17 protein-coding genes are annotated in these 19,020 nt (G+C 70.9%); 11 read left to right on the top strand and 6 right to left on the bottom strand.

All coding sequences use genetic code 11. The features are described from left to right. The first annotated feature begins 220 nt into the window (after positions 1-220). Positions 221-778, top strand: coding sequence for a hypothetical protein (locus E3O48_RS15150; protein WP_134540073.1), 558 nt, complete (start codon positions 221-223; stop codon positions 776-778). A gap of 22 nt (positions 779-800) precedes the next feature. On the opposite strand, the gene E3O48_RS15145 is transcribed toward E3O48_RS15150, so the two are convergent. Next, complete coding sequence (locus tag E3O48_RS15145) at positions 801-2,258, bottom strand: MATE family efflux transporter (protein WP_134540070.1); 1,458 nt, start codon at positions 2,256-2,258, stop codon at positions 801-803. Between E3O48_RS15145 and E3O48_RS15140 the strand changes: the two genes are divergently transcribed. The 4 genes from E3O48_RS15140 (at position 2,257) to E3O48_RS15125 (ending at position 7,465) form a co-directional block, all read left to right on the top strand. Beyond that, positions 2,257-4,221, top strand: coding sequence for a M13 family metallopeptidase (locus E3O48_RS15140; protein WP_134540067.1), 1,965 nt, complete (start codon positions 2,257-2,259; stop codon positions 4,219-4,221). The genes E3O48_RS15145 and E3O48_RS15140 overlap by 2 nt on opposite strands. A gap of 87 nt (positions 4,222-4,308) precedes the next feature. Beyond that, complete coding sequence (locus E3O48_RS15135) at positions 4,309-5,217, top strand: serine hydrolase (RefSeq protein ID WP_134540064.1); 909 nt, start codon at positions 4,309-4,311, stop codon at positions 5,215-5,217. 125 nt (positions 5,218-5,342) lie between these two features. Next, the gene (locus E3O48_RS15130; protein ID WP_134507776.1) at positions 5,343-6,857 is read left to right on the top strand and encodes a cytosine permease; all 1,515 of its coding nucleotides are present in this window, start codon (positions 5,343-5,345) and stop codon (positions 6,855-6,857) included. Further along, positions 6,854-7,465, top strand: coding sequence for a cysteine hydrolase family protein (locus E3O48_RS15125; RefSeq protein WP_134540061.1), 612 nt, complete (start codon positions 6,854-6,856; stop codon positions 7,463-7,465). The genes E3O48_RS15130 and E3O48_RS15125 overlap by 4 nt, the downstream gene beginning before the upstream one ends. Positions 7,466-7,589: 124 nt before the next feature. On the opposite strand, the gene E3O48_RS15120 is transcribed toward E3O48_RS15125, so the two are convergent. Then, positions 7,590-7,799, bottom strand: a complete 210-nt coding sequence (locus tag E3O48_RS15120) for a YbdD/YjiX family protein (protein ID WP_134540058.1) — start codon at positions 7,797-7,799, stop codon at positions 7,590-7,592. Next, entirely contained in the window at positions 7,799-10,081 is a 2,283-nt protein-coding gene (locus E3O48_RS15115; RefSeq protein WP_134540055.1) for a carbon starvation CstA family protein, read from the bottom strand. The genes E3O48_RS15120 and E3O48_RS15115 overlap by 1 nt, the downstream gene beginning before the upstream one ends. A 157-nt stretch (positions 10,082-10,238) precedes the next feature. Between E3O48_RS15115 and E3O48_RS15110 the strand changes: the two genes are divergently transcribed. Beyond that, positions 10,239-11,624, top strand: coding sequence for a glycine--tRNA ligase (locus E3O48_RS15110; protein WP_134507784.1), 1,386 nt, complete (start codon positions 10,239-10,241; stop codon positions 11,622-11,624). A 42-nt stretch (positions 11,625-11,666) separates the two neighbouring features. Here the strand turns inward: E3O48_RS15110 and E3O48_RS15105 are convergent, their stop codons facing one another. The 3 genes from E3O48_RS15105 to E3O48_RS15095 form a co-directional block, all read right to left on the bottom strand. Beyond that, on the bottom strand, positions 11,667-12,752 hold the full coding sequence (locus E3O48_RS15105) for an alcohol dehydrogenase catalytic domain-containing protein (protein ID WP_134540052.1): 1,086 nt from the start codon (positions 12,750-12,752) through the stop codon (positions 11,667-11,669). After that, complete coding sequence (locus tag E3O48_RS15100) at positions 12,749-13,348, bottom strand: GNAT family N-acetyltransferase (protein ID WP_134540049.1); 600 nt, start codon at positions 13,346-13,348, stop codon at positions 12,749-12,751. The genes E3O48_RS15105 and E3O48_RS15100 overlap by 4 nt, the downstream gene beginning before the upstream one ends. 93 nt (positions 13,349-13,441) lie before the next feature. Continuing rightward, positions 13,442-14,836 carry a glutamyl-tRNA reductase gene (locus E3O48_RS15095; RefSeq protein ID WP_134540047.1) on the bottom strand — a complete coding sequence of 465 codons (1,395 nt, stop codon included), beginning with the start codon at positions 14,834-14,836 and terminating at the stop codon, positions 13,442-13,444. A 71-nt stretch (positions 14,837-14,907) separates the two neighbouring features. Here E3O48_RS15095 and hemE point away from each other — a divergent pair, with 71 nt between their 5' ends. The 5 genes from hemE to E3O48_RS15070 all read left to right on the top strand — a co-directional run bounded on the left by hemE (position 14,908) and on the right by E3O48_RS15070 (position 18,942). Continuing rightward, positions 14,908-16,065 carry a uroporphyrinogen decarboxylase gene (gene hemE, locus E3O48_RS15090; protein ID WP_134540045.1) on the top strand — a complete coding sequence of 386 codons (1,158 nt, stop codon included), beginning with the start codon at positions 14,908-14,910 and terminating at the stop codon, positions 16,063-16,065. A gap of 30 nt (positions 16,066-16,095) precedes the next feature. Further along, positions 16,096-17,646 carry an NAD(P)/FAD-dependent oxidoreductase gene (locus E3O48_RS15085; RefSeq protein ID WP_134540043.1) on the top strand — a complete coding sequence of 517 codons (1,551 nt, stop codon included), beginning with the start codon at positions 16,096-16,098 and terminating at the stop codon, positions 17,644-17,646. A gap of 120 nt (positions 17,647-17,766) precedes the next feature. Then, positions 17,767-18,162 (top strand): hypothetical protein, encoded by a 396-nt coding sequence (locus E3O48_RS15080; protein ID WP_134540041.1) that lies wholly within the window; start codon positions 17,767-17,769, stop codon positions 18,160-18,162. Between the two features lie 38 nt (positions 18,163-18,200). Then, positions 18,201-18,632 carry a phage holin family protein gene (locus E3O48_RS15075; RefSeq protein ID WP_134507797.1) on the top strand — a complete coding sequence of 144 codons (432 nt, stop codon included), beginning with the start codon at positions 18,201-18,203 and terminating at the stop codon, positions 18,630-18,632. After that, positions 18,622-18,942 carry a DUF3618 domain-containing protein gene (locus E3O48_RS15070; RefSeq protein ID WP_134540039.1) on the top strand — a complete coding sequence of 107 codons (321 nt, stop codon included), beginning with the start codon at positions 18,622-18,624 and terminating at the stop codon, positions 18,940-18,942. Before E3O48_RS15075 ends, E3O48_RS15070 begins: the two co-directional genes overlap by 11 nt. Positions 18,943-19,020 lie beyond the last annotated feature (78 nt).

Below are 19,020 nucleotides of genomic sequence, written 5' to 3'. Positions count from 1 at the left end.
CCTCGGGCCCGGCGGAACCACGTCGACAGATCACCATTGTCGACCCTTCGCGCCGTTTCGTGGCTATTCGCGGCGCGGTGATCCGCAACGTCGCCGGGGCGCGCCCGCCGGGCCGCCGGAGCCGACCATAATCGACGTGTACCCCCTGGGCAGCCGGCCCACCGGGAGCAGAGGTCCCGAGCCGAGCATCCGCCCGCGCTCGCCGCCGGAAAGTGAATCCATGCCAGGCATCCCCACCACCCGGGTCGCCGTTCGAGGCGTCTGGGAGGGTGACACCCCGGACTACGGCAACGTCGTCGACGCCGAGAACGCGGGCAGGCTGCTCACCGATCTCGTGCGCTCCGCCCTCGAACTGCTCGAATACCGCCGGCTCGCCTGGGAGCCCGACGCGATCCAGCTCGTGTCGAGCGACCGGGCGGCCTACCTGAGGTTTCCGGCGGCCGACGAGCGCACGGCGGATGTCGCGGTGCAGCTGTCGCAGGCCCTCTCCGCGCATGCCGCCGACGGGCTCAACCTCGGCCGCATCATGGGGGCCAACCCGCCCTGGCGGTCGGTGCGCATCCTCGTGCTCGCCGACGAGGACGGCGCCGCGACCACGCGCCTCGACCTCGATCCGGAGGGGGAGTGCCGGGTGTCCTGGTACGGCCCCTTCGACAACGCCCGGTTCTCCGAGATCGCCACCGGGTTCGCGCTCTTCCTCACCCATATCGTCGCGAACGTGTTCGACGACGACGACGGCAGCGAGACGTTCGAGGAATCGTTCGACTGGGTCGTCTGAGACCGATCTTCGCCGGGCCGGTTCAGCGCGCCCCGACGACCATCCAGCTCGAGGCGCGGGTGCGCAGACCCAGGGTGACCGCGCGGGCGCCGAGGTAGCCGAGGGCGAAGGCGGCCATCAGCCACGCCAGCCCGGCAGCCCCGGATGGCGCCCAGACCAGCACGCCGACGGCCAGCGGAACGAAGGCGGCCAGGTTCACGACGCCCGTGACGGCCAGGTAGCGCGCGTCGCCCGCGCCGATCAGCACCCCGTCGAGCACGAAGACCACGCCGCCGAGCGGAACGGAGAGCCCGAGCACGACCAGCGTGGCCGGCAGCAGTGACGCCACCTCCGCGGCGTTCGTGAAGAGGCTGCCGAGCCCGCCGCTGCCGAGGATCACGAGCAGTCCGAGGGCCGCGCCGCTGAGCACGCCCCACTCCAGGCAGCGCCGGAGCACGGCCTGCACGCCGGCCAGGTCGCCGGCGCCGAGGCCGCGGCCGACCAGTGCCTGGGCGGCGATGGCCAGCGCGTCGAGCGCGAAGGCGAGGGTGGCGAACACGGTCATCGCGATCTGGAAGGCCGCCAGCTCGGGTGAGCCGAGCCGGGTCGCCACGAACACCGCGAGCAGCATCGCCGCGCGCAGGCTGACCGTGCGCAGGAAGAGCCAGCCGCCGCTCGACGCCCCGCGCAGCACGCCCGCGCGGTGCGGGCGCAGCCGTGCCCCCTCACGGCGGGCGTGGCGCCCCACGACGACGAGGTAGACGGCGACCATGGCCCACTGGGCGACGACCGTGCCGAGCGCCGAGCCCACGATGCCGAGTCCGAGCCCGTAGATGAACCACAGGTTGAGCAGGATGTTGGCGGAGAAGCCGAGCCCGGCCACCCAGAGCGGGGTGCGGGTGTCCTGCAGCCCGCGGAGCAGCCCCGTGGCCGCGAAGATCAGCAGCATGGCCGGGAGTCCGAGCATCGAGAGGCCCAGGTAGCCCGCGGCGGCCTCCGTCACGGCCGACTCGGCCCCGAAGGCGCCGACCAGCGCCGGGGCGGCGAACCACCCGGCCGTCGCCAGCAGCACGCCCAGGCCGAGGGCGAGCCAGAGGCCGTCGATGCCGACCGAGACCGCCCGCCCGCGGTCGCCGGCGCCGAGCCAGCGGGCCACCGCGGGGGTCGTGCTGTAGGCGAGGAACACCATCAGGCCGATGATCGTCTGCAGCACCGCGCCGGCCAGTCCGAGCCCGGCCAGGGGCACCGCGCCGAGGTGCCCGACCATCGCCGAATCGGCGAGCAGGAACAGGGGTTCGGCGATGAGAGCGCCGACGGCGGGAATGGCGAGGCGCAGGATCTCGCGGTCGATGGGCTGCGGGCGGAGGATGGTGATGCTCCAGAGTAGCCGCCGACCCCTCGCCGAACTGAGAGTTCGGCGCGTTTTCGGCGGCTGGGAGGGTGCCCAACTCTCAGTTCGGCGAGGTGGATCGGGCCGACGCAGCGAATAGGCTGGGAGCATGACTGATCAGGGGACCGCATCCGGAATCGACCGCGACGAACTCGACCCGGGCGTGCGTCCACAGGATGACCTGTTCCGCCACGTGAACGGCAAGTGGATCGATCGCACCGAAATTCCCTCCGACAAGGCCCGCTGGGGGTCGTTCTACCTCCTGGCCGAGGAGTCCGAGAAGGCCGTGCGCGAGATCATCCTCGAGGCCCAGACGGCCCAGCCCGGCACCGAGGAGCGCAAGTTCGGTGACCTCTACGCCAGCTTCCTCGACGAGCAGAAGGTCGAGGCGCTCGGCGCCACCCCGCTCGCCGACGATCTCGCCACCGTCGACGGCATCTCCTCCATCCCCGTGCTGCTCGGCACCCTCGGCCGCCTGGAACGGGCCGGAGTGGCCGGCGCATTCCAGCTCTACGTCGACAACGACCCGGGAAACCCCGAACGCTACCTCGTCTTCGTCGAGCAGGCCGGACTCGGCCTTCCCGACGAGTCCTACTACCGGGACGAGACCTCCGGCGCGATCCGGGAGGCCTACCAGGCCTTCGTCGAGCGGATGTTCGGCCTCGCCGGCCTCACGGACGTCGCCGCCCGGGCCGCCCGCGTCTTCGACCTCGAGACCGAACTGGCCACCCACCACTGGGACAAGGTGCGCTCCCGCGACAGCGAGAAGACCTACAACCTCAAGACCTGGGGCCAGGTGACCGCGCTCGCCGCCGGGGCCGACCTGCAGCTCTGGCTCGAGGGGCTCGACGCCCCGGCCGCGGCGTTCGACGAGGTCGTCGTGCGCCAGCCCAGCTTCGTCACCGGCCTGGCCGAGATGCTCACTGAGGACCGGCTCGCCGCCTGGCAGGACTGGCTGCGCTGGCAGGTCATCCGTTCGAGTGCCGCGTACCTGTCGGCCGACTTCGTCGACGCCAGCTTCGACTTCTACGGCCGCACCCTCACCGGCACCCCGCAGCTGCGCGACCGCTGGAAGCGCGGGGTGTCGCTGGTCGAGGGTGCCCTGGGCGAGGCCGTCGGCCGCATCTACGTGGAGCGCCATTTCCAGCCGAGCGCCAAGGCCAGCATGGATGTGCTCGTCGCCCACCTCGTCGAGGCCTACCGCCGGAGCATCGCCGACCTGGGCTGGATGACCGAGGAGACCCGTTCCCGGGCGCTCGAGAAGCTCGAGAAGTTCACCCCGAAGATCGGCTACCCGGTGAAGTGGCGCGACTATTCGACGCTGGCCATCGACGCGGGCGACCTCATCGCCAACGTGCGCAGGGCCAACGAGTTCGAGTTCCAGCGGGAGCTCGGCAAGATCGGCAACCCGCTCGACCGCGACGAGTGGTTCATGACCCCGCAGACCATCAACGCGTACTACAACCCGGGCTTCAATGAGATCGTCTTCCCCGCGGCCATCCTGCAGGTGCCGTTCTTCGACGCCGACCGGGATGCGGCAGCCAACTACGGTGCGATCGGCGCGGTGATCGGCCACGAGATCGGGCACGGCTTCGACGACCAGGGTTCCAAGTACGACGGCGACGGTTTGCTCACCGACTGGTGGACCGAGGATGACCGCGCCGCGTTCGAGGAACGCACCAGCTCCCTGATCGAGCAGTTCAACGTCCTGGCCCCCCGGCAGGTTCCGGAGCACCACGTCAACGGCGCCCTGACCATCGGCGAGAACATCGGCGACCTCGGTGGCCTCTCGATCGCGTGGAAGGCCTACCTGATCTCCCTGGCCGGCGCCGAGCCGCCCGTGATCGACGGCTTCACCGGCGCGCAACGCTTCTTCCTCTCCTGGGCGCAGGCCTGGCAGCTCAAGATGCGCGACGAGGAGGCCATCCGGCTGCTCGCGATCGACCCGCACTCGCCCAACGAATTCCGCTGCAACCAGATCGTGAGCAACATCGACGAATTCTACGACGCCTTCGGCGTGGCCGAGGGTGACGCCCTCTGGCTCGCCCCGGACAAGCGCGTCACCATCTGGTAGCGGGCTTCTTCGCAAGAATCCTCCAACCTCGTTGGGTTATGGTGGTGCCGGGCCAGCAGGCCCGGCGCACGGAAGGACCCGCATCCGGTGGTCAAGCCATCCCAGGACTCAGAGCGACGGTCCCGCCACTCCTCTGCGCCACCCGGGAAGCACGGCGGGGCGGGGGCGAACGCCAACTTCGGCCGCGGCTTCCAGGCCCTGGGTGACCTCGCCGTGCACGGGGTGCAGGTGTCGGCGCGCGCCACCGACCTGACCACCGGCCGGGTGCTGTTCTCCGTCGACGACCATGTCGTGATGCCCACCGCCGGGATCGGCACCGTGCTCCTCCTGATCGAGGTCGCGGCCCGGCTGCGCGAGGCGGACTTCGGCGCCTACACGATCCTCGACCGCACCCCGCTCGACTCGGTCGGCGGCTCGGGCATCTGGCAGCACCTGCAGGCCCCGTCGCTGCCGGTGGCCGACCTCGCCGCCCTGATCGGCGCCACCGGCGACAACCTGGCCGCCAATGTGCTCATCCGGGCGGTCGGCCTGGACGCCGTGCGCGCCCGCACCGAACAGCTCGGCCTCTCCCGCACGGCCCTGCTCGACCTCGTGCGCGACGAGCGCGGGCCCGACCACGCGCCGCAGCTCTCGGTCGGCAGCGCCAAGGACCTCACCTGGCTGTTCACGGCGCTCGCCCGCGGCGAGATCGTCGACGCCGCCGCCAGTGAACGGGTGATCGGCTGGCTCTCCCTGGGCAACGACCTGTCCATGGTGGCCAGCGCCTTCGGCTTCGACCCGCTCGCCCACCGCCAGGGCGACCACGGCATGCTGCTGGTCAACAAGACGGGCACCGGTGCCGGCGTGCGCAGTGAGGTCGGCATTCTCCGCGGGCCGCGCGCCGGCGTCACCTACGCGGTGTCGATGTCGTTCGCCGACACGGCACTCTCGGCCAGGCTCGCCGTGCTCGACGGGATGCGCGCGGTCGGCATGGACCTGCTCGAATACGTGCACTGACCGGCTGAAGTCCACAGGCGCCCCCGCCGGGTCGTTGCGCGTCCGGCCCGGCCTTGACAGGCATCCGCGCCCCGCCCTAGTCTCCGCAGTACAGGCTTTGGCAGGTTCGACGAGAGGACCTTCGCATGTCCACCCCACCGCTGATCGACGCAGAAGGCCGGGCCGCGGGCTCGGCCCTGGAGATCGAGCTGAACGGCATCAACGCGATCCATTCGAGCGAGCACAAGGGGCACCCCCGGGACCTCTTCTGGCCGTGGTTCGCCGCCAACGTCTCGGTGCTCGGCATCAGCTACGGCTCCTTCCTGCTGGGCTTCGGCATCTCCCTGTGGCAGGCGACGATCGTGGGGCTCGTCGGTATCATCGTCTCGTTCCTGTTCTGCGGTTTCATCGCACTCTCCGGCAAGCGCGGCCACGCCCCGACGATGACGCTCAGCCGGGCCGCCTTCGGCATCAACGGCAACCGGGTGCCGTCGGCGCTGTCCTGGCTGCTCACCGTGGGCTGGGAGACCGTGCTCGCCTCCCTCGCCGTGCTCGCCACGGCGACCGTGTTCACCGAACTCGGCTGGGAGGGCGGCATCCTGACCAAGGTCGTCGCACTCGTGGTGGTGGCCGCGCTGATCGTCGTCGGCGGGGTGCTCGGCTTCGACTTCATCATGAAGCTGCAGAAGTGGATCACGATCATCACCGGAATCCTCACGGTGGTCTACGTCATCCTCGTCGCCGACCAGATCAACTTCGACACACTCGCCGCGATCCCCGGCGGCGGCACCCCGCAGGTGATCGGCGCCCTCGTGTTCATGATGACGGGCTTCGGACTCGGCTGGGTCAACGCGGCGGCCGACTACTCCCGCTACCTGCCCCGGTCGGCCTCGAGCACCGGCGTCGTCGCCTGGACCACCTTCGGCGCGTCGCTGGCGCCGATCATCCTGCTGCTGTTCGGGCTGCTCCTGGCCGGTTCCTCCGCCGAGCTCAGCAGCGCGATCGCGGTCGACCCAATCGGGGCCCTCACGACGATCCTCCCGATCTGGTTCCTCATCCCCTTCGCCCTGGTGGCCGTGCTCGGCCTCGTCGGCGGCGCCGTGCTCGACATCTACTCCTCCGGCCTGGCCCTGCTCACCACCGGCGTCAGGGTGCCCCGGTTCGTCGCCGCCGGCATCGACGGCGTGCTGATGGTGCTCGGTGCGGTCTACGTGGTCTTCTTCGCGGGCAGCTTCCTCGGCCCGTTCCAGGGCTTCCTGATCACCCTCGGCGTTCCCGTCGCGGCGTGGTGCGGCATCTTCATGGCCGACATCCTCCTTCGCAAGAAGAGCTACGCGGTGAAGGAACTGTTCGACCCGGCCGGGCGCTACGGCAGCGTGCGGGTGCTCTCGATCGTGCTGATTGCGGTCGGGTCCATCGTCGGCTGGGGCATGGTCACCAACGGCTTCGCCGACTGGCTCGCCTGGCAGGGCTACCTGCTGGACCCGTTCGGGCTCGGCGGCCGAGGCGGGGAGTGGGCCTATGCCAACCTCGGCGTGCTCGCCGCGCTCGTGATCGGCTTCGGCGGCACCCTGCTCTTCGGCCGCGGAACCGTTCGGGCGCAGGAAGCCCTGCCGGTCCCCGGCGAGGACCAGGCGGCCGAGGAGCTCCTGCCGGCATGAGCGCCGCACCGGAGGGTTCCCCGGGCAGGTCCGCCGCCGCTTCCGGCGTGGACAATGGTTCGTGGCTCGTCCTGATCGACCTGCAGCGCATCTTCGGCGAACCGGGCAGCGACTGGTTCACACCACGCTTCGCCGAGGCCGCGGCGGGCGCCGCCCGGCTCCGACCCGCGTTCGGCCGGCGGGTCGCCCTGACCCGGTTCCTCGCACCGGAGAAACCCGGGGGAGCCTGGATCCCGTACTACCAGGACTGGCCGTTCGCGCTCGACCCGGCGAACCGTGCGCTCTACGACCTCGTGCCCGAGATCCCGCCGCTGGACGCCCGGCTGATCGACCGGCCCACCTTCGGCAAGTGGAGCGCCGCAACCCGTGCGGCCCTCGACGACCCCCGCGAGATCGTGCTCGCGGGCGTCTCCACCGATTGCTGCGTGATCTCCACGGCGCTGGCCGCGGCCGACGACGGCGTGCGGGTGCGGGTGGTGGCGGATGCCTGTGCCGGCCTCAGCGACGCCGACCACCGGCGCGCGCTCGACGTGATGGCCCTCTACGCCCCGCTGATCAGCATCACGTCGGTCGACGAGATCCTGGCCGAACGCGCCGCGGCCGGCTGAGCTGAACCGGGGCCGGGCGACCTGAACCGGGGCCGGGCGAACGGATGCCTCCCCGCGTTGGCGAGGAGGCATCCGTTCATGGGCCGGGTCAGGCGCCCAGTGCGCTGAAGCGGGGCGTGCCGGTTCAGCAGCACCGTCCCTGCGGGTTGGTGTCCTGACGGTCGGTCTGGTCCCGCCAGAACTCGCGCTCGGTGAGCACCGGGGTCGCGTCGGCCCCGGGGTGCCGCGACTCGTGATGGGCCCTGTACTTGTCGTAGGCGTCTTCCCCCATCACGCCCTTGACGAACCAGGCAAGGTCCCTGGCGCCCTTCTTCAGGAGCTCGACGGTGTTCATCAGCGCTTCGCCTTACCCGGCTTCTCCAGCCTGGCCTGGGCCTCCCAACTGGCGCCGAGTTCCTTCTCGGCCGGTGTCGGCAGGAAGCCGGACGGGGCGAACATCTGCGACGGGACGGCCGGGTCTTCGTTGGTGCCGAAGTCGCGGCTCTTCCACGAGCGCCAGGTGGCCTGGATCGCGGTCACCATGACGATGATCGCCAGCACGACGAAGAGCACCGACAGGATGCCCTGCACCATCGTGTTGCGCACGACGGCCTCCATCGCGGCCACGGTCTTCGCGGTTCCGAAGCTCGTCTCGCCGGCCGCCAGCGCCTCGGAAAAGACGCGGTTCTGGGCGAAGTAGCCCACCGCCGGAACGGTGGAGAAGATCTTCAGGAATGACGCCGAGATGGTCACGACGGCGGCGAAGGCCAGCGGCAGGGCCACGATCCACAGGTACGTGAACATCCCGCGCTTGGCGACGATGGCCATACAGACGGCCAGCGCGATGGCCGCTAGGAGCTGGTTGGCGATTCCGAAGAGCGGGAACAGGGTGTTGATGCCGCCGAGCGGGTCGGTCACTCCCATGATCAGCACGGCGCCCCAGGCCAGGACCATGATCCCGGTCGTGAGCCACGCGCCCGCGCGCCAGGACGTGTTCTTGAATTTCGGGAAGAAGTTGCCCAGGCTGTCCTGGAGCATGAACCGGGCCACCCGGGTGCCGGCGTCGACGGCGGTCAGGATGAACAGCGCTTCGAACATGATCGCGAAGTGGTACCAGAACGCCATCATCCCGCTGCCGCCGGCGACCTGCTGCATGATGTGGGCCAGGCCGACCGAGAGGGTGGGAGCGCCGCCGGTGCGGGAGACGATGCTGGCCTCACCGACATCCTTCGCCGTCTGGGTGAGCATGTCCGGGGTCAGGTTGACGCCGGTCAGGCCGAGGCTGTTCACGAACGCGACGGCACCCTCCACGGTGCCGCCGGTGAGTGCGGGTGAGGAGTTCATCGCGAAGTAGATGCCGCGGTCGATCGACACGGCGGCCACCAGGGCCATGATCGCGACGAACGACTCCATCAGCATTCCGCCGTAGCCGATGAACCGGGTCTGGCGCTCCTTCTCGATCAGTTTCGGCGTCGTGCCGGAGGCGATCAGGGCGTGGAAGCCGGAGAGGGCGCCGCAGGCGATCGTGACGAAGAGGAACGGGAAGAGCGAACCGCTCACGACCGGGCCGCCGTTGGCGGTGAACTCGCTGAAGGCCGGCACCGAGATCTCCGGGCGAACGATGATGATGGCGATCGCGAGCATGCCGATCGTGCCGATCTTCATGAAGGTCGAGAGGTAGTCCCGCGGGGCCAGGAGCAGCCAGACCGGCAGGATGGCGGCCACGAAACCGTAGATGATGATGCCGATCGCGAGCGGAAGCGGGTCGACGTGGAAGAACGCCGCACCCCACTCGGTGTTCGAGATCATCCCGCCACCGACGATGGCGGCCAGGAGCAGCACGAAACCGATGATCGAGACCTCGGTGACCTTGCCCGGGCGGAAGAAGCGCAGATAGCAGCCCATGAGCAGCGCGATCGGGATGGTCATCCCGACCGAGAAGACGCCCCAGGGGCTGGCGGCGAGGGCGTTGACGACGACGAGGGCGAGGATGGCCACGATGATCACCATGATGGCCAGGGTCGCGATGAGCGCGGCCGTGCCGCCGACCTTGCCGAGTTCGTCCCTGGCCATCTGGCCGAGGGAGCGGCCGCCGCGCCGCATCGAGAAGAACAGCACCAGGTAGTCCTGCACCGCGCCGGCGAGGACGACGCCGACGATGATCCAGATCGTGCCGGGCAGGTACCCCATCTGCGCGGCCAGCACGGGGCCGACGAGCGGTCCGGCGCCGGCGATCGCGGCGAAGTGGTGGCCGAAGAGCACGCGGCGGTCGGTGGCGGCGTAGTCCTTGCCGTCGGCCTTGTACTCGGCCGGGGTGGCCCGCCGGTCATCGGGCCTCAGCAGGTGCTTCTGGATGTAGTTCGAGTAGAAGCGGTAGCCGATGAGGTAGGTGCAGACGGCCGCGAAGACGAACCAGATGGCGTTGACGGTCTCCCCGCGAACCACGGCCAGCATCACCCAGCTGAGGCCACCGAGCAGCGAGATACCGCCCCAGATGGCGATCTTCGCGGGGGTCCAGTGGGCCTCCTCCGCGTCGTGCGTGGTCTGGTCGAGGGCTACGGCCAGCAGGGCCGGATCCCGATCCAGCACCCCAGCCCCCTCGGTTGACTCGTGTGGCGTGCGGGGCCTGGTGCCCATGATCTCTCCCTTGAGGTACCGCAAGGACTGCGGGATTCCTTAGCAAGGCTAACAGCTTGGCGGCGGAGCGGCGGCAAACGCCTAAAATGGGCTGAGCGCCCGCCGGGCTTCCGCCCGCTCGCGACACACTCTCCCACCCTCGACCATTGGAGCCACCGTGGCCGCCCCCACCCGCCTCGATTCCGTCATCGCCCTCGCCCGCCACCGCGGGTTCGTCTTCCAGGCCGGTGAAATCTACGGCGGATCCCGCTCCGCGTGGGACTACGGGCCGCTCGGGGTGGAGCTGAAGGAGAACATCAAGAAGCAGTGGTGGCGCTTCATGGTCACCAGCCGCGACGATGTGGTGGGCCTGGACTCCTCGGTGATCCTGCCCCGCAAGGTGTGGGAGGCATCCGGCCACGTCGAGGTCTTCTCCGACCCGCTGGTGGAGTGCACGAGCTGCCACAAGCGCTTCCGGGCCGACCACCTCGAGGAGGAATTCGAGGAGAAGAAGGGCCGCCCGCCCGAGGGCGGCATCGACGGCATCCCCTGCCCGAACTGCGGCAACCGGCACATCTGGACCGAACCGCGCGCGTTCTCCGGTCTGCTCAAAACCTACCTCGGCCCGGTCGACGACGAGACCGGCATGCAGTATCTGCGGCCGGAGACAGCCCAGGGCATCTTCGTGAACTTCGCCAATGTGCTGCAGGCCGCCCGGATGAAGCCGCCGTTCGGCATCGGCCAGATCGGCAAGAGCTTCCGCAACGAGATCACCCCGGGCAACTTCATCTTCCGCACCCGCGAGTTCGAGCAGATGGAGATGGAGTTCTTCGTCGAGCCCGGCACGGACGAGGAATGGCACCAGTACTGGATCGACCAGCGGATGGCGTGGTACACCGGCCTCGGCATCGACGCCGACAACCTGCGTTTGTTCGAGCACCCCGCCGAGAAGCTCTCCCACTACTCCAAGCGCACCGTGGACATCGAGTACCGCTTCGGTTTCAGCGGCAGCGAATTCGGCGAGCTCGAAGGCGTGGCGAACCGCACCGACTTCGACCTGAAGACGCACGCCGCGGCATCCGGCAAGGACCTGTCCTACTTCGACCAGACCAAGAACGAACGCTGGGTTCCCTACGTGATCGAGCCGGCCGCCGGCCTGACCCGTTCGCTGATGGCCTTCCTGGTTGACGCGTACCACGAGGAAGAGGTGCCGAACGCGAAGGGCGGCGTCGACAAGCGCACCGTGCTGAGGCTCGACCGGCGCCTGGCGCCGATCAAGGTCGCCGTGCTGCCGTTGTCCCGCAACGAGGCGCTCTCGCCGATGGCCAAGGCGCTCGCCGCCCGCCTCCGCGAGTCGTGGAACGTGGACTTCGACGACGCCGGTGCGATCGGCCGCCGCTACCGTCGCCAGGATGAGATCGGCACGCCGTATTGCGTCACGGTCGACTTCGACTCGCTCGAGGACCAGGCCGTCACCGTGCGCGACCGCGACACCATGGCGCAGGAGCGCGTGCCGCTGGACAAGCTCGACGCCTACCTCGCCGAGCGCCTCCGCGGCGCGTAGCCCGCGCCGGTCCGCTGCTCAGCCGCGGGCTCAGCCGCGGGCTCAGCCTGAATTGGCGACGCGGCCTGACTTGGAGGCGGGGCGCGGGGCGACCTCGATCAGGGTGACGCCGGCCGGCGGCACCGGGTCCGACATCGCCGCGAGGGCGGCCGGCGCCTCGGCGAGGGTGATCCTCCGGCTGACCAGGGTCTCGGGGCGCAACCGGCCCGATTCGACCAGGGCGAGCAGCGCCGGGTAGTCGGCGGCGGGCATCCCGTGGCTGCCGAGCACCGTCAACTCCCGGGCGATGACGTCGCCGAGCGGCATCCGCGGGTCCTCCGCCAGCAGGCCGATCTGCACGTGGCGACCGCGGGCGGCCAGGGAGCGGATGGCGATGGAGACCGTGTCCTCCCGGCCGAGCGCCTCGACGCTGACCTGCACGCCCGCGCTCCCGGCGGCGGCGCGGATGCGGGCGAGAACCTCGTCGTCGTCCAGGCCGGAGGAATCGACCGTGTGCGCGGCTCCGCACCGGGCGGCCGCGCCGAGGGCAGGCCCGCTGATGTCCACCGCGATCACCGTCGCGCCCAGGGCGGCGCCGATCATCACCGCGGAGAGCCCGACGCCGCCGCACCCGACAACCACGAGTGTCTCGTCGGGAGCCAGGCGGGCCTGGTGGGCCAGGCCGCGATAAGCGGTGGCGAACCGGCAGCCGAGCAGGGCGGCGGCCCCCGCGTCGAGAGCGTCCGGCACGGCGATGAGGTTGACGTCGGCGTCGTGCAGCGCGACCAGTTCGGCGTAGGAACCCCAGTGGGTGAAGCCCGGCTGGGTCTGGTTGCGGCAGACCTGGGCGTTTCCCGCCGCGCAATCCGGGCAGTCGCCGCAGGCGCAGACGAACGGAACCGTGACGCGCTGGCCGACCCGGAACCGGCGCACCAGGGGTCCGGCCGAGTCGATCACCCCGACGAGTTCGTGGCCCGGAACGTGGGGCAGCGCGACTCCGGGGTCGTGCCCCAGCCAGCCGTGCCAGTCGCTGCGGCAGAGGCCGGTCGCCTCCACTCGCACGACGACGCCCGTTGGGGAGGCGACCGGGTCGGGCACCTCCCGCAGTTCGGGCAACTCGCCGAAGCGCTCGAACCAGACCGCCTTCATCGTGCGACCGGCCGGTCGCGGGCCTGGATCGCGAACACCTGCAGGTCGGACCACTCGCCCTTGAAGAACTCGGTCTCGACGAAGTGCGCCTCGAGGCGCATCCCCAGCCGCAGGCAGAGGGCGGCGGATGCTTCGTTCCGCGGATCGAGTTCGGCGAACACCCGGTGCGCGCCCAACTCCCCGAACGCGAGGTCGAGCAGGGCGCCGGCGGCTTCGGTGGCGAAGCCCTGGCCGTGCCAGTCGGGGTGAAAGACCCAGCCGACCGCGACCTGGGCGTGCTCCCGGCTCTTGAGGAACACGCTGAGGTCGCCGATCACGGGCCCGGGCGCTCCGGCCGCGCCGACGAGTTCCGCGGCGAGGATGAGGGCGTCGCCGTCCTCGGCCAGCCGGGTGAACCCGGCGCGGGTGATGGTGTGCTCCCGCGATTCCTCGGGACTCCGAACCGGCCACGGCAGGTACCGCACGACCTCGGGCAGGCCCTGGTAGGCGGCGACCTCCTCGGCGTCGGACGCGGTCAGCGGGCGGAGCAGCAGGCGCCGGGTTCGGACCGGGTGGGCGGCGAACGGGAACGCGCCGTGCGGCCCCGGTTCACTCATGACGGCCGGCGCACGAGGACGGCCACGGTCATGAGGCGGCGGGGGAGATCTCGACGTCGCCTCATGACGGCTGGCGCACGAGGACGGCCGCCGTCATGAGGCGGCGGGGGAGATTTCGACGTCGCCCGGGGTGCCGGAGACGGCGGGCAGGTCGACCTGGATGCCGAACACCGCGTCGAGCCCGGTCAGGAAGGCGGCCTGCTCGCCGGCCCGGGCGAGCTCTCGGGAGCGCACCATCGGGGTGTGCAGCAGCACGCTGGCCAAGTGCCGCAGCGCCGCTTCGGTCTGCTCGGTCGAGTCGCTGCGACGGCGGACCCGTTCGATCTCCGCGTCGAGGAGGCCGAAGATGTGGCTGCGCAGGGCGACGACCGCCGGAGCGAGGCTCTGCTCCTCGGCGACCGCGGAGAACTTGCGGGCGGCCCGTCCCACGAGGAGGCGGGCGTCGCTGGTGGCGTTGAGCTCTTCGAGCGGGGCGTGGATGCGGATGGTCTCGAGGTCGAGCAGTTCAACCCCGGCCAGCTCGGTCACATCGGGGTCGACGTTGCGCGGCAGGCCGAGGTCGATGATGAGCCGCTGCGGAGTCTCCGGTGACCCGGGGGCCTCTGGAGAGAGTGACGACCCGGGCGACTCGCCGACCGGGCACACGGTTGCCGGCGGTGCGGCATCCGCCGGGGCCCCACCCTGGGCGCGCCCGGCCCGGAGCAGTGCGGCGGTGATCACGTGGTGCTCGACGGTCGTGCAGGTGAGGATGAGGTCGGCGCTCGCGGCCGCCACGGCGAAGTCCGACTCGGCGACCGCGGTGATCCGGTGTGAGGAAGCGAACTTGCGGGCGCGGCCCGAGGGGGAATAGACCCGCACGTTCTCGGCACCGAGGTCGCGCAGAGCGGCCAGGGAGGCGCCGGCGTAGCGCCCGGTGCCGACCAGGAGCACCTGGGTCTCGGTCCAGTCGGGGATGCGGCTTTCGGCCAGTTCGAGGGCGAGCCGCACGAGAGAGCGGCCTGCCGCGCCGATCCCGGTGCGGTTCTTGATTCCGCGGGAGGTCTGCGAGGCACGCTGGAACAGGCGCTCCAGCTCCGGGCTCGTGGTGCCCACCAGCCGGGCCTGTTCGAGCGAGCGCCGCACCTGGCCGGCGATCTCGCCCTCGCCGACGACGACGGATTCGAGGCCGCTGGTGACGGCGAAGAGATGCTCGGCGACGGTGTTGCCGTGCACGAGTTCGAGGGTGTCACGCAGCACCTCGACGGCCACGCCGGTGCTCGCGCTGACGCCGTCGATCGCGGCGCGCACGGCGAACCGGGGGGAACTGCCGGTCGGTTCGTCCAGGTCGAGGTACGCCTCGAAGCGGTTGCAGGTGGCCACGACGACGGCTCCGACCAGGGCCGGGTGGCGCGCCAGGATGCCGGCCGCTGCGTCGCCCGCACCGACAGACAACCGCTCCAGCACGTCGAAGCTGGAGTTCTTGTGACTGGCGGACAGGCAGATTAACACCTGTGAAGTCTACTTTGCGATTCTGGGGGTCGAATCGCCCGGGTGTGTGAAGTTTGACAGAATTGAGGCAAATGAACCTTGAAGCGCACCACCCCCTCGCATCCGGACTCACCGCCGACGCCCGTCTCATCCGGGCCTACCAGGGCACCCGCCCGGAGGTGACCCCCGTCTGGTTCATGCGCCAGGCCGGCCGCTCCCTGCCCGAATACCGCTCGCTCCGGGTGGGCACCCGGATGCTGGACGCCTGCCTCGACCCCGAGATGGCCAGCGAGATCACCCTGCAGCCTGTGCGCCGGCACAACGTCGACGCGGGCATCCTGTTCAGCGACATCGTGATTCCGCTCAAGCTGGTCGGCGTCGATGTCGAGATCGTCGCCGGCATGGGTCCGGTCCTCGGCAAGGCCGTGCGCACGGCGAAGGACGTCGCCGAGCTCACCGCCCTCGACCCGGCCGTGCTCGACACGAGCCTCGCCCCGATCCGCCAGGCGGTCGCCCGCACGGTCGCTGAACTCGGCGCCACCCCGCTGATCGGCTTCGCGGGAGCCCCGTTCACCCTGGCTGCCTACCTGGTCGAGGGCGGGCCGTCGAAGGACCACATCAACGCCCGCACCTTGATGCACGCCGACCCGGAGGCCTGGGCCGCCCTGATGGCCTGGACGGCCGAGGTGACCGGCCGCTTCCTGCGTGCGCAGGTGCTGGCCGGGGCCAGCGCCGCCCAGCTCTTCGACTCCTGGGCGGGCGCCCTGTCGCTGGACGACTACACCCGGTACGTCGCGCCCGCATCCGCGGCGGCGATCGCGCATGTCCGCGACCTCACCTACACCGAGAACGGCGTCCCCACGGATGCCGACCAGACCGGCGCGGAGACGGCCACCCGCCGCAACGTGCCGGTGGTGCACTTCGGCGTCGGCACGGGGGAGCTCCTCAAGGAGATGCACGGGGTGGGCGCCGACGTCGTCGGAGTCGACTACCGGGTGCCGCTGGACGAGGCCAATCGCCGCCTCGGCGGAGTGGTTCCCGTGCAGGGCAACATCGACCCGGCCCTGCTCGCCGCGCCGTGGCCCGTGCTCGAGGCGCATGTGCTCGACGTGCTCGAGCGCGGCCGCACCGCGCCGGCCCATGTGCTCAACCTCGGCCACGGCGTCCCGCCGCTGACCGACCCGGACGTGCTCACCCGGCTGGTCTCGTTCGTGCACGAGCTCGGCGCCTCCGCCACGGTCGCGTCCTGACCGTTCGCCGACCCGGGAGCTGAGAAGCACATGCAGGACGTCATCGTCATCGGCGGGGGTGTGGCCGGCCTCGTCGCGGCCAGGGCGTGCGCCCGGGTCGGCCTCACGGTGACCGTGCTCGAGGCGACACCCGCGGTGGGCGGGGCGGTCGCAAGCCACGAGGTCGCCGGGCTGACCCTGGACAGCGGGGCCGAGAGCTTCGCGGTGCGCCGCAACGCGGTCGCCGAGTTCGTCGACTCGCTCGGCCTGACCGGCGACGTGGTCGCGCCGGACCCGGCCGGCGCCTGGCTGCACCTGCCCGACGAGGGCCCGGGCGGCGGGTCGATCAGCGTCCCCCTGCCCCAGGCCGGGGTGCTCGGGATCCCCGGGTCCCCGCTGGCCGACGACGTGCGCCGCGTGATCGGATGGAGCGGCGCCTGGCGCGCCTACCTCGACCGGCTGATGCCGGTGCTCACGATCGGCCGCGAGCACAGTCTGGGCGACCTCGTGCGCAAACGGATGGGCCGCCGCGTGCTCGAACGGCTCGTCGAGCCGGTCACCGCGGGGGTCTATTCCTCCGCGGCGGACGACCTCGAGATCGACGTCGTCGCCCCCGGGCTGAACGCAGCCCTGACCACGGCAGGCTCGCTGTCGGGCGCGGTCCTGTCCCTCCGCTCCGCGGCCCCGGCCGGCTCCGCCGTGGCGAGCCTGCGCGGCGGCATGTCCCGGCTGGTGTCCGCCCTCGTGGCCGACCTCGACCATTTCGGGGTCGAGATCGTGACGGATGCCCCGGTCACGACCCTGCGGCGGGCCGGTGTGCCCGACGACGCCGGTGTGCCCGCTGGCGGAGAACAGACCTGGGTCGTGCGGCACGAGGTGCCGGCCCACGACGCTCCGGCCGAGGTCCCGGCCACTGATCTGCCGGGCTGTTCCGCTGCCGGAGCCGCCGAACCTGCCGCACTGCCCGCGACCCGCGACCGGGAGGCCCGCTTCGTGATCCTCGCGACTCCGGGCGCCCCGGCTCTTCGCCTGGTCTCCGGCCTCAGCCCCGAACTGGCAGCACTCGCCGGGCTCGACTGGCCGGAGACCACCGCGGTCGAACTGGCCACCATCGTCCTCGACGCGCCCCAGCTGGACGCGCACCCCCGGGGAACGGGAGCCCTCGTCGCGGCCGCCACCCCCGGCGTGACCGCCAAGGCTCTCACCCACGCGACCGCGAAGTGGGGCTGGCTCGCCGAGGCGGCCGGACCGGGGCGCCACGTCATCCGTCTCTCCTATGGTCGGGCCGGCGCGGCCGGCCCGACAGTCGACCTGTCCGACGCCGAGCTGCTCGCCCTCGCCCTGCGGGACGCGTCCGCCATCTTCGGAGTCGACCTCGACGCCGGCGCGGTGCGCGGTTTCGCCCGCACGCTGTGGGGCGACGCCCTGTCGCCGGCGACGATCGGGGCGCCCGGCCGGGTGCGGCAGGTGCGCACGGCCGTCGAGGCGACGCCCGGGTTGGAGTTGACCGGTGCCTGGCTCGCCGGCACCGGGCTCGCGTCGGTGATCCCCGACGCCCTCGCGGCTGCCGGCAGGGTCAGGCACGGGGCGCTCGGCATCTGAACGCCGGCCCGGAGGCTGGGAATAGCCCCGACAACCAGGGTCGCTCCGGCTTCACCCTGCGCGTGAACCCGTGGAGGGATACGCTGGTGAGATACATGAACCTCGAGGAATGGAGTGACAATGCGGGGAAAGCTTCTCTTCATCACAGGTGGGCTCGTGGGCTACGTCCTGGGCGCCCGCGCCGGACGCAAGCGCTACGACCAGATCGTGGCTGCCGCTGAGAATCTGTGGAGCGCCCCACCCGTGCAACGCCGTGTGACAGAAGTGCGCGACTTCGCCCTCGAACGGGTCGGCGACGTGCCGTCCGCCCTGTTCGACGCCGGCAAGAAGATCGTCACGGCCGTGCAGGCCAGGACAACCGGGCCCAGGGACGCCGGTGGCACCGCGTATAGCCCCGCCACCCCCGCGGCAACCAAGCCCGCCGCGGCAACCAAGCCCGCCGCGGCAAAGCCCGCAGCCACGTCCGCGGCGAAGGCCGCCGAGACGTCCGCGTCCGACGACGCCGCCACCAGGTAACAGCCGCACACTCCAAGGAAGCGAAGGAAGGGGCAGCTGTGAGCAACAGCGGATTCAACCCGAATGGTTTCAACCCCAGGACGAAGCGATCGCTCGTCGTGCTGCTCGGCGAGCTGCCCGGCCAGATCATCGCCCTCGTCAAGGCGGAACTCGACGCCTTCAAGGCCGAGGTGGCCGGCAAGGCGAAGAACATCGGACTCGGCATCGGCCTCTTCGCCGTGGCCGGCGTCTTCGCCTTCCTCGCCGTGATCGTGCTGATCGCGCTCGCCGTGATCGCCCTCGCGCTCGTGCTGCCGCTCTGGCTCGCCACGCTGATCGTAGCGGTGGCGCTGCTGCTGATCGCGGCGCTCCTGGTCCTCGTCGGGGTGAACCGGGTGAAGGCCGCCACGGCCCCCGATCCAGAGGGAATCGCGGCAAGCATCCGGCACGACGTTGACGCGTTCAAGGGAGTTGGCGAGTATGAGCACTGACGACAAGACCAGGACCGGAAGCCAGGCGAAGACGGTCGCCGTCACCGGCGACGCCGCCGTTCATCGTTCGAAGGCCGAACTGCGCGCCGACGCGATGACGGCCAGGGCGGAACTCGCGCGCACGCTCGATGCGATCGAGTACAAGCTCAACCTGCCCAAGCAGCTCCGCTACCGGGTGCGGCTGCTCAAGCTCCGGCTGTACCGCCTCGGCGAGGACAACCCGGCCGCCCTGGCCGGGATCGCCGTCGCCGCTGCCGTCGTCGCCGGCGCGGCGGTCTGGCTCGGCGTCAAGGCCGTGCAGGACCGCTGAACCACCGCCGGGAACACCGGCGCACCCGCGGGCACCGGGCGCGTCTTTTGGCTCTGGTCGCAAAGAAGTAGAGACTAG

This window comes from Cryobacterium sp. HLT2-28 (assembly GCF_004402495.1).
Classification (GTDB): Bacteria; Actinomycetota; Actinomycetes; order Actinomycetales; family Microbacteriaceae; genus Cryobacterium; species Cryobacterium mannosilyticum.
This window is presented reverse-complemented; position numbering and strand designations above follow the sequence as displayed.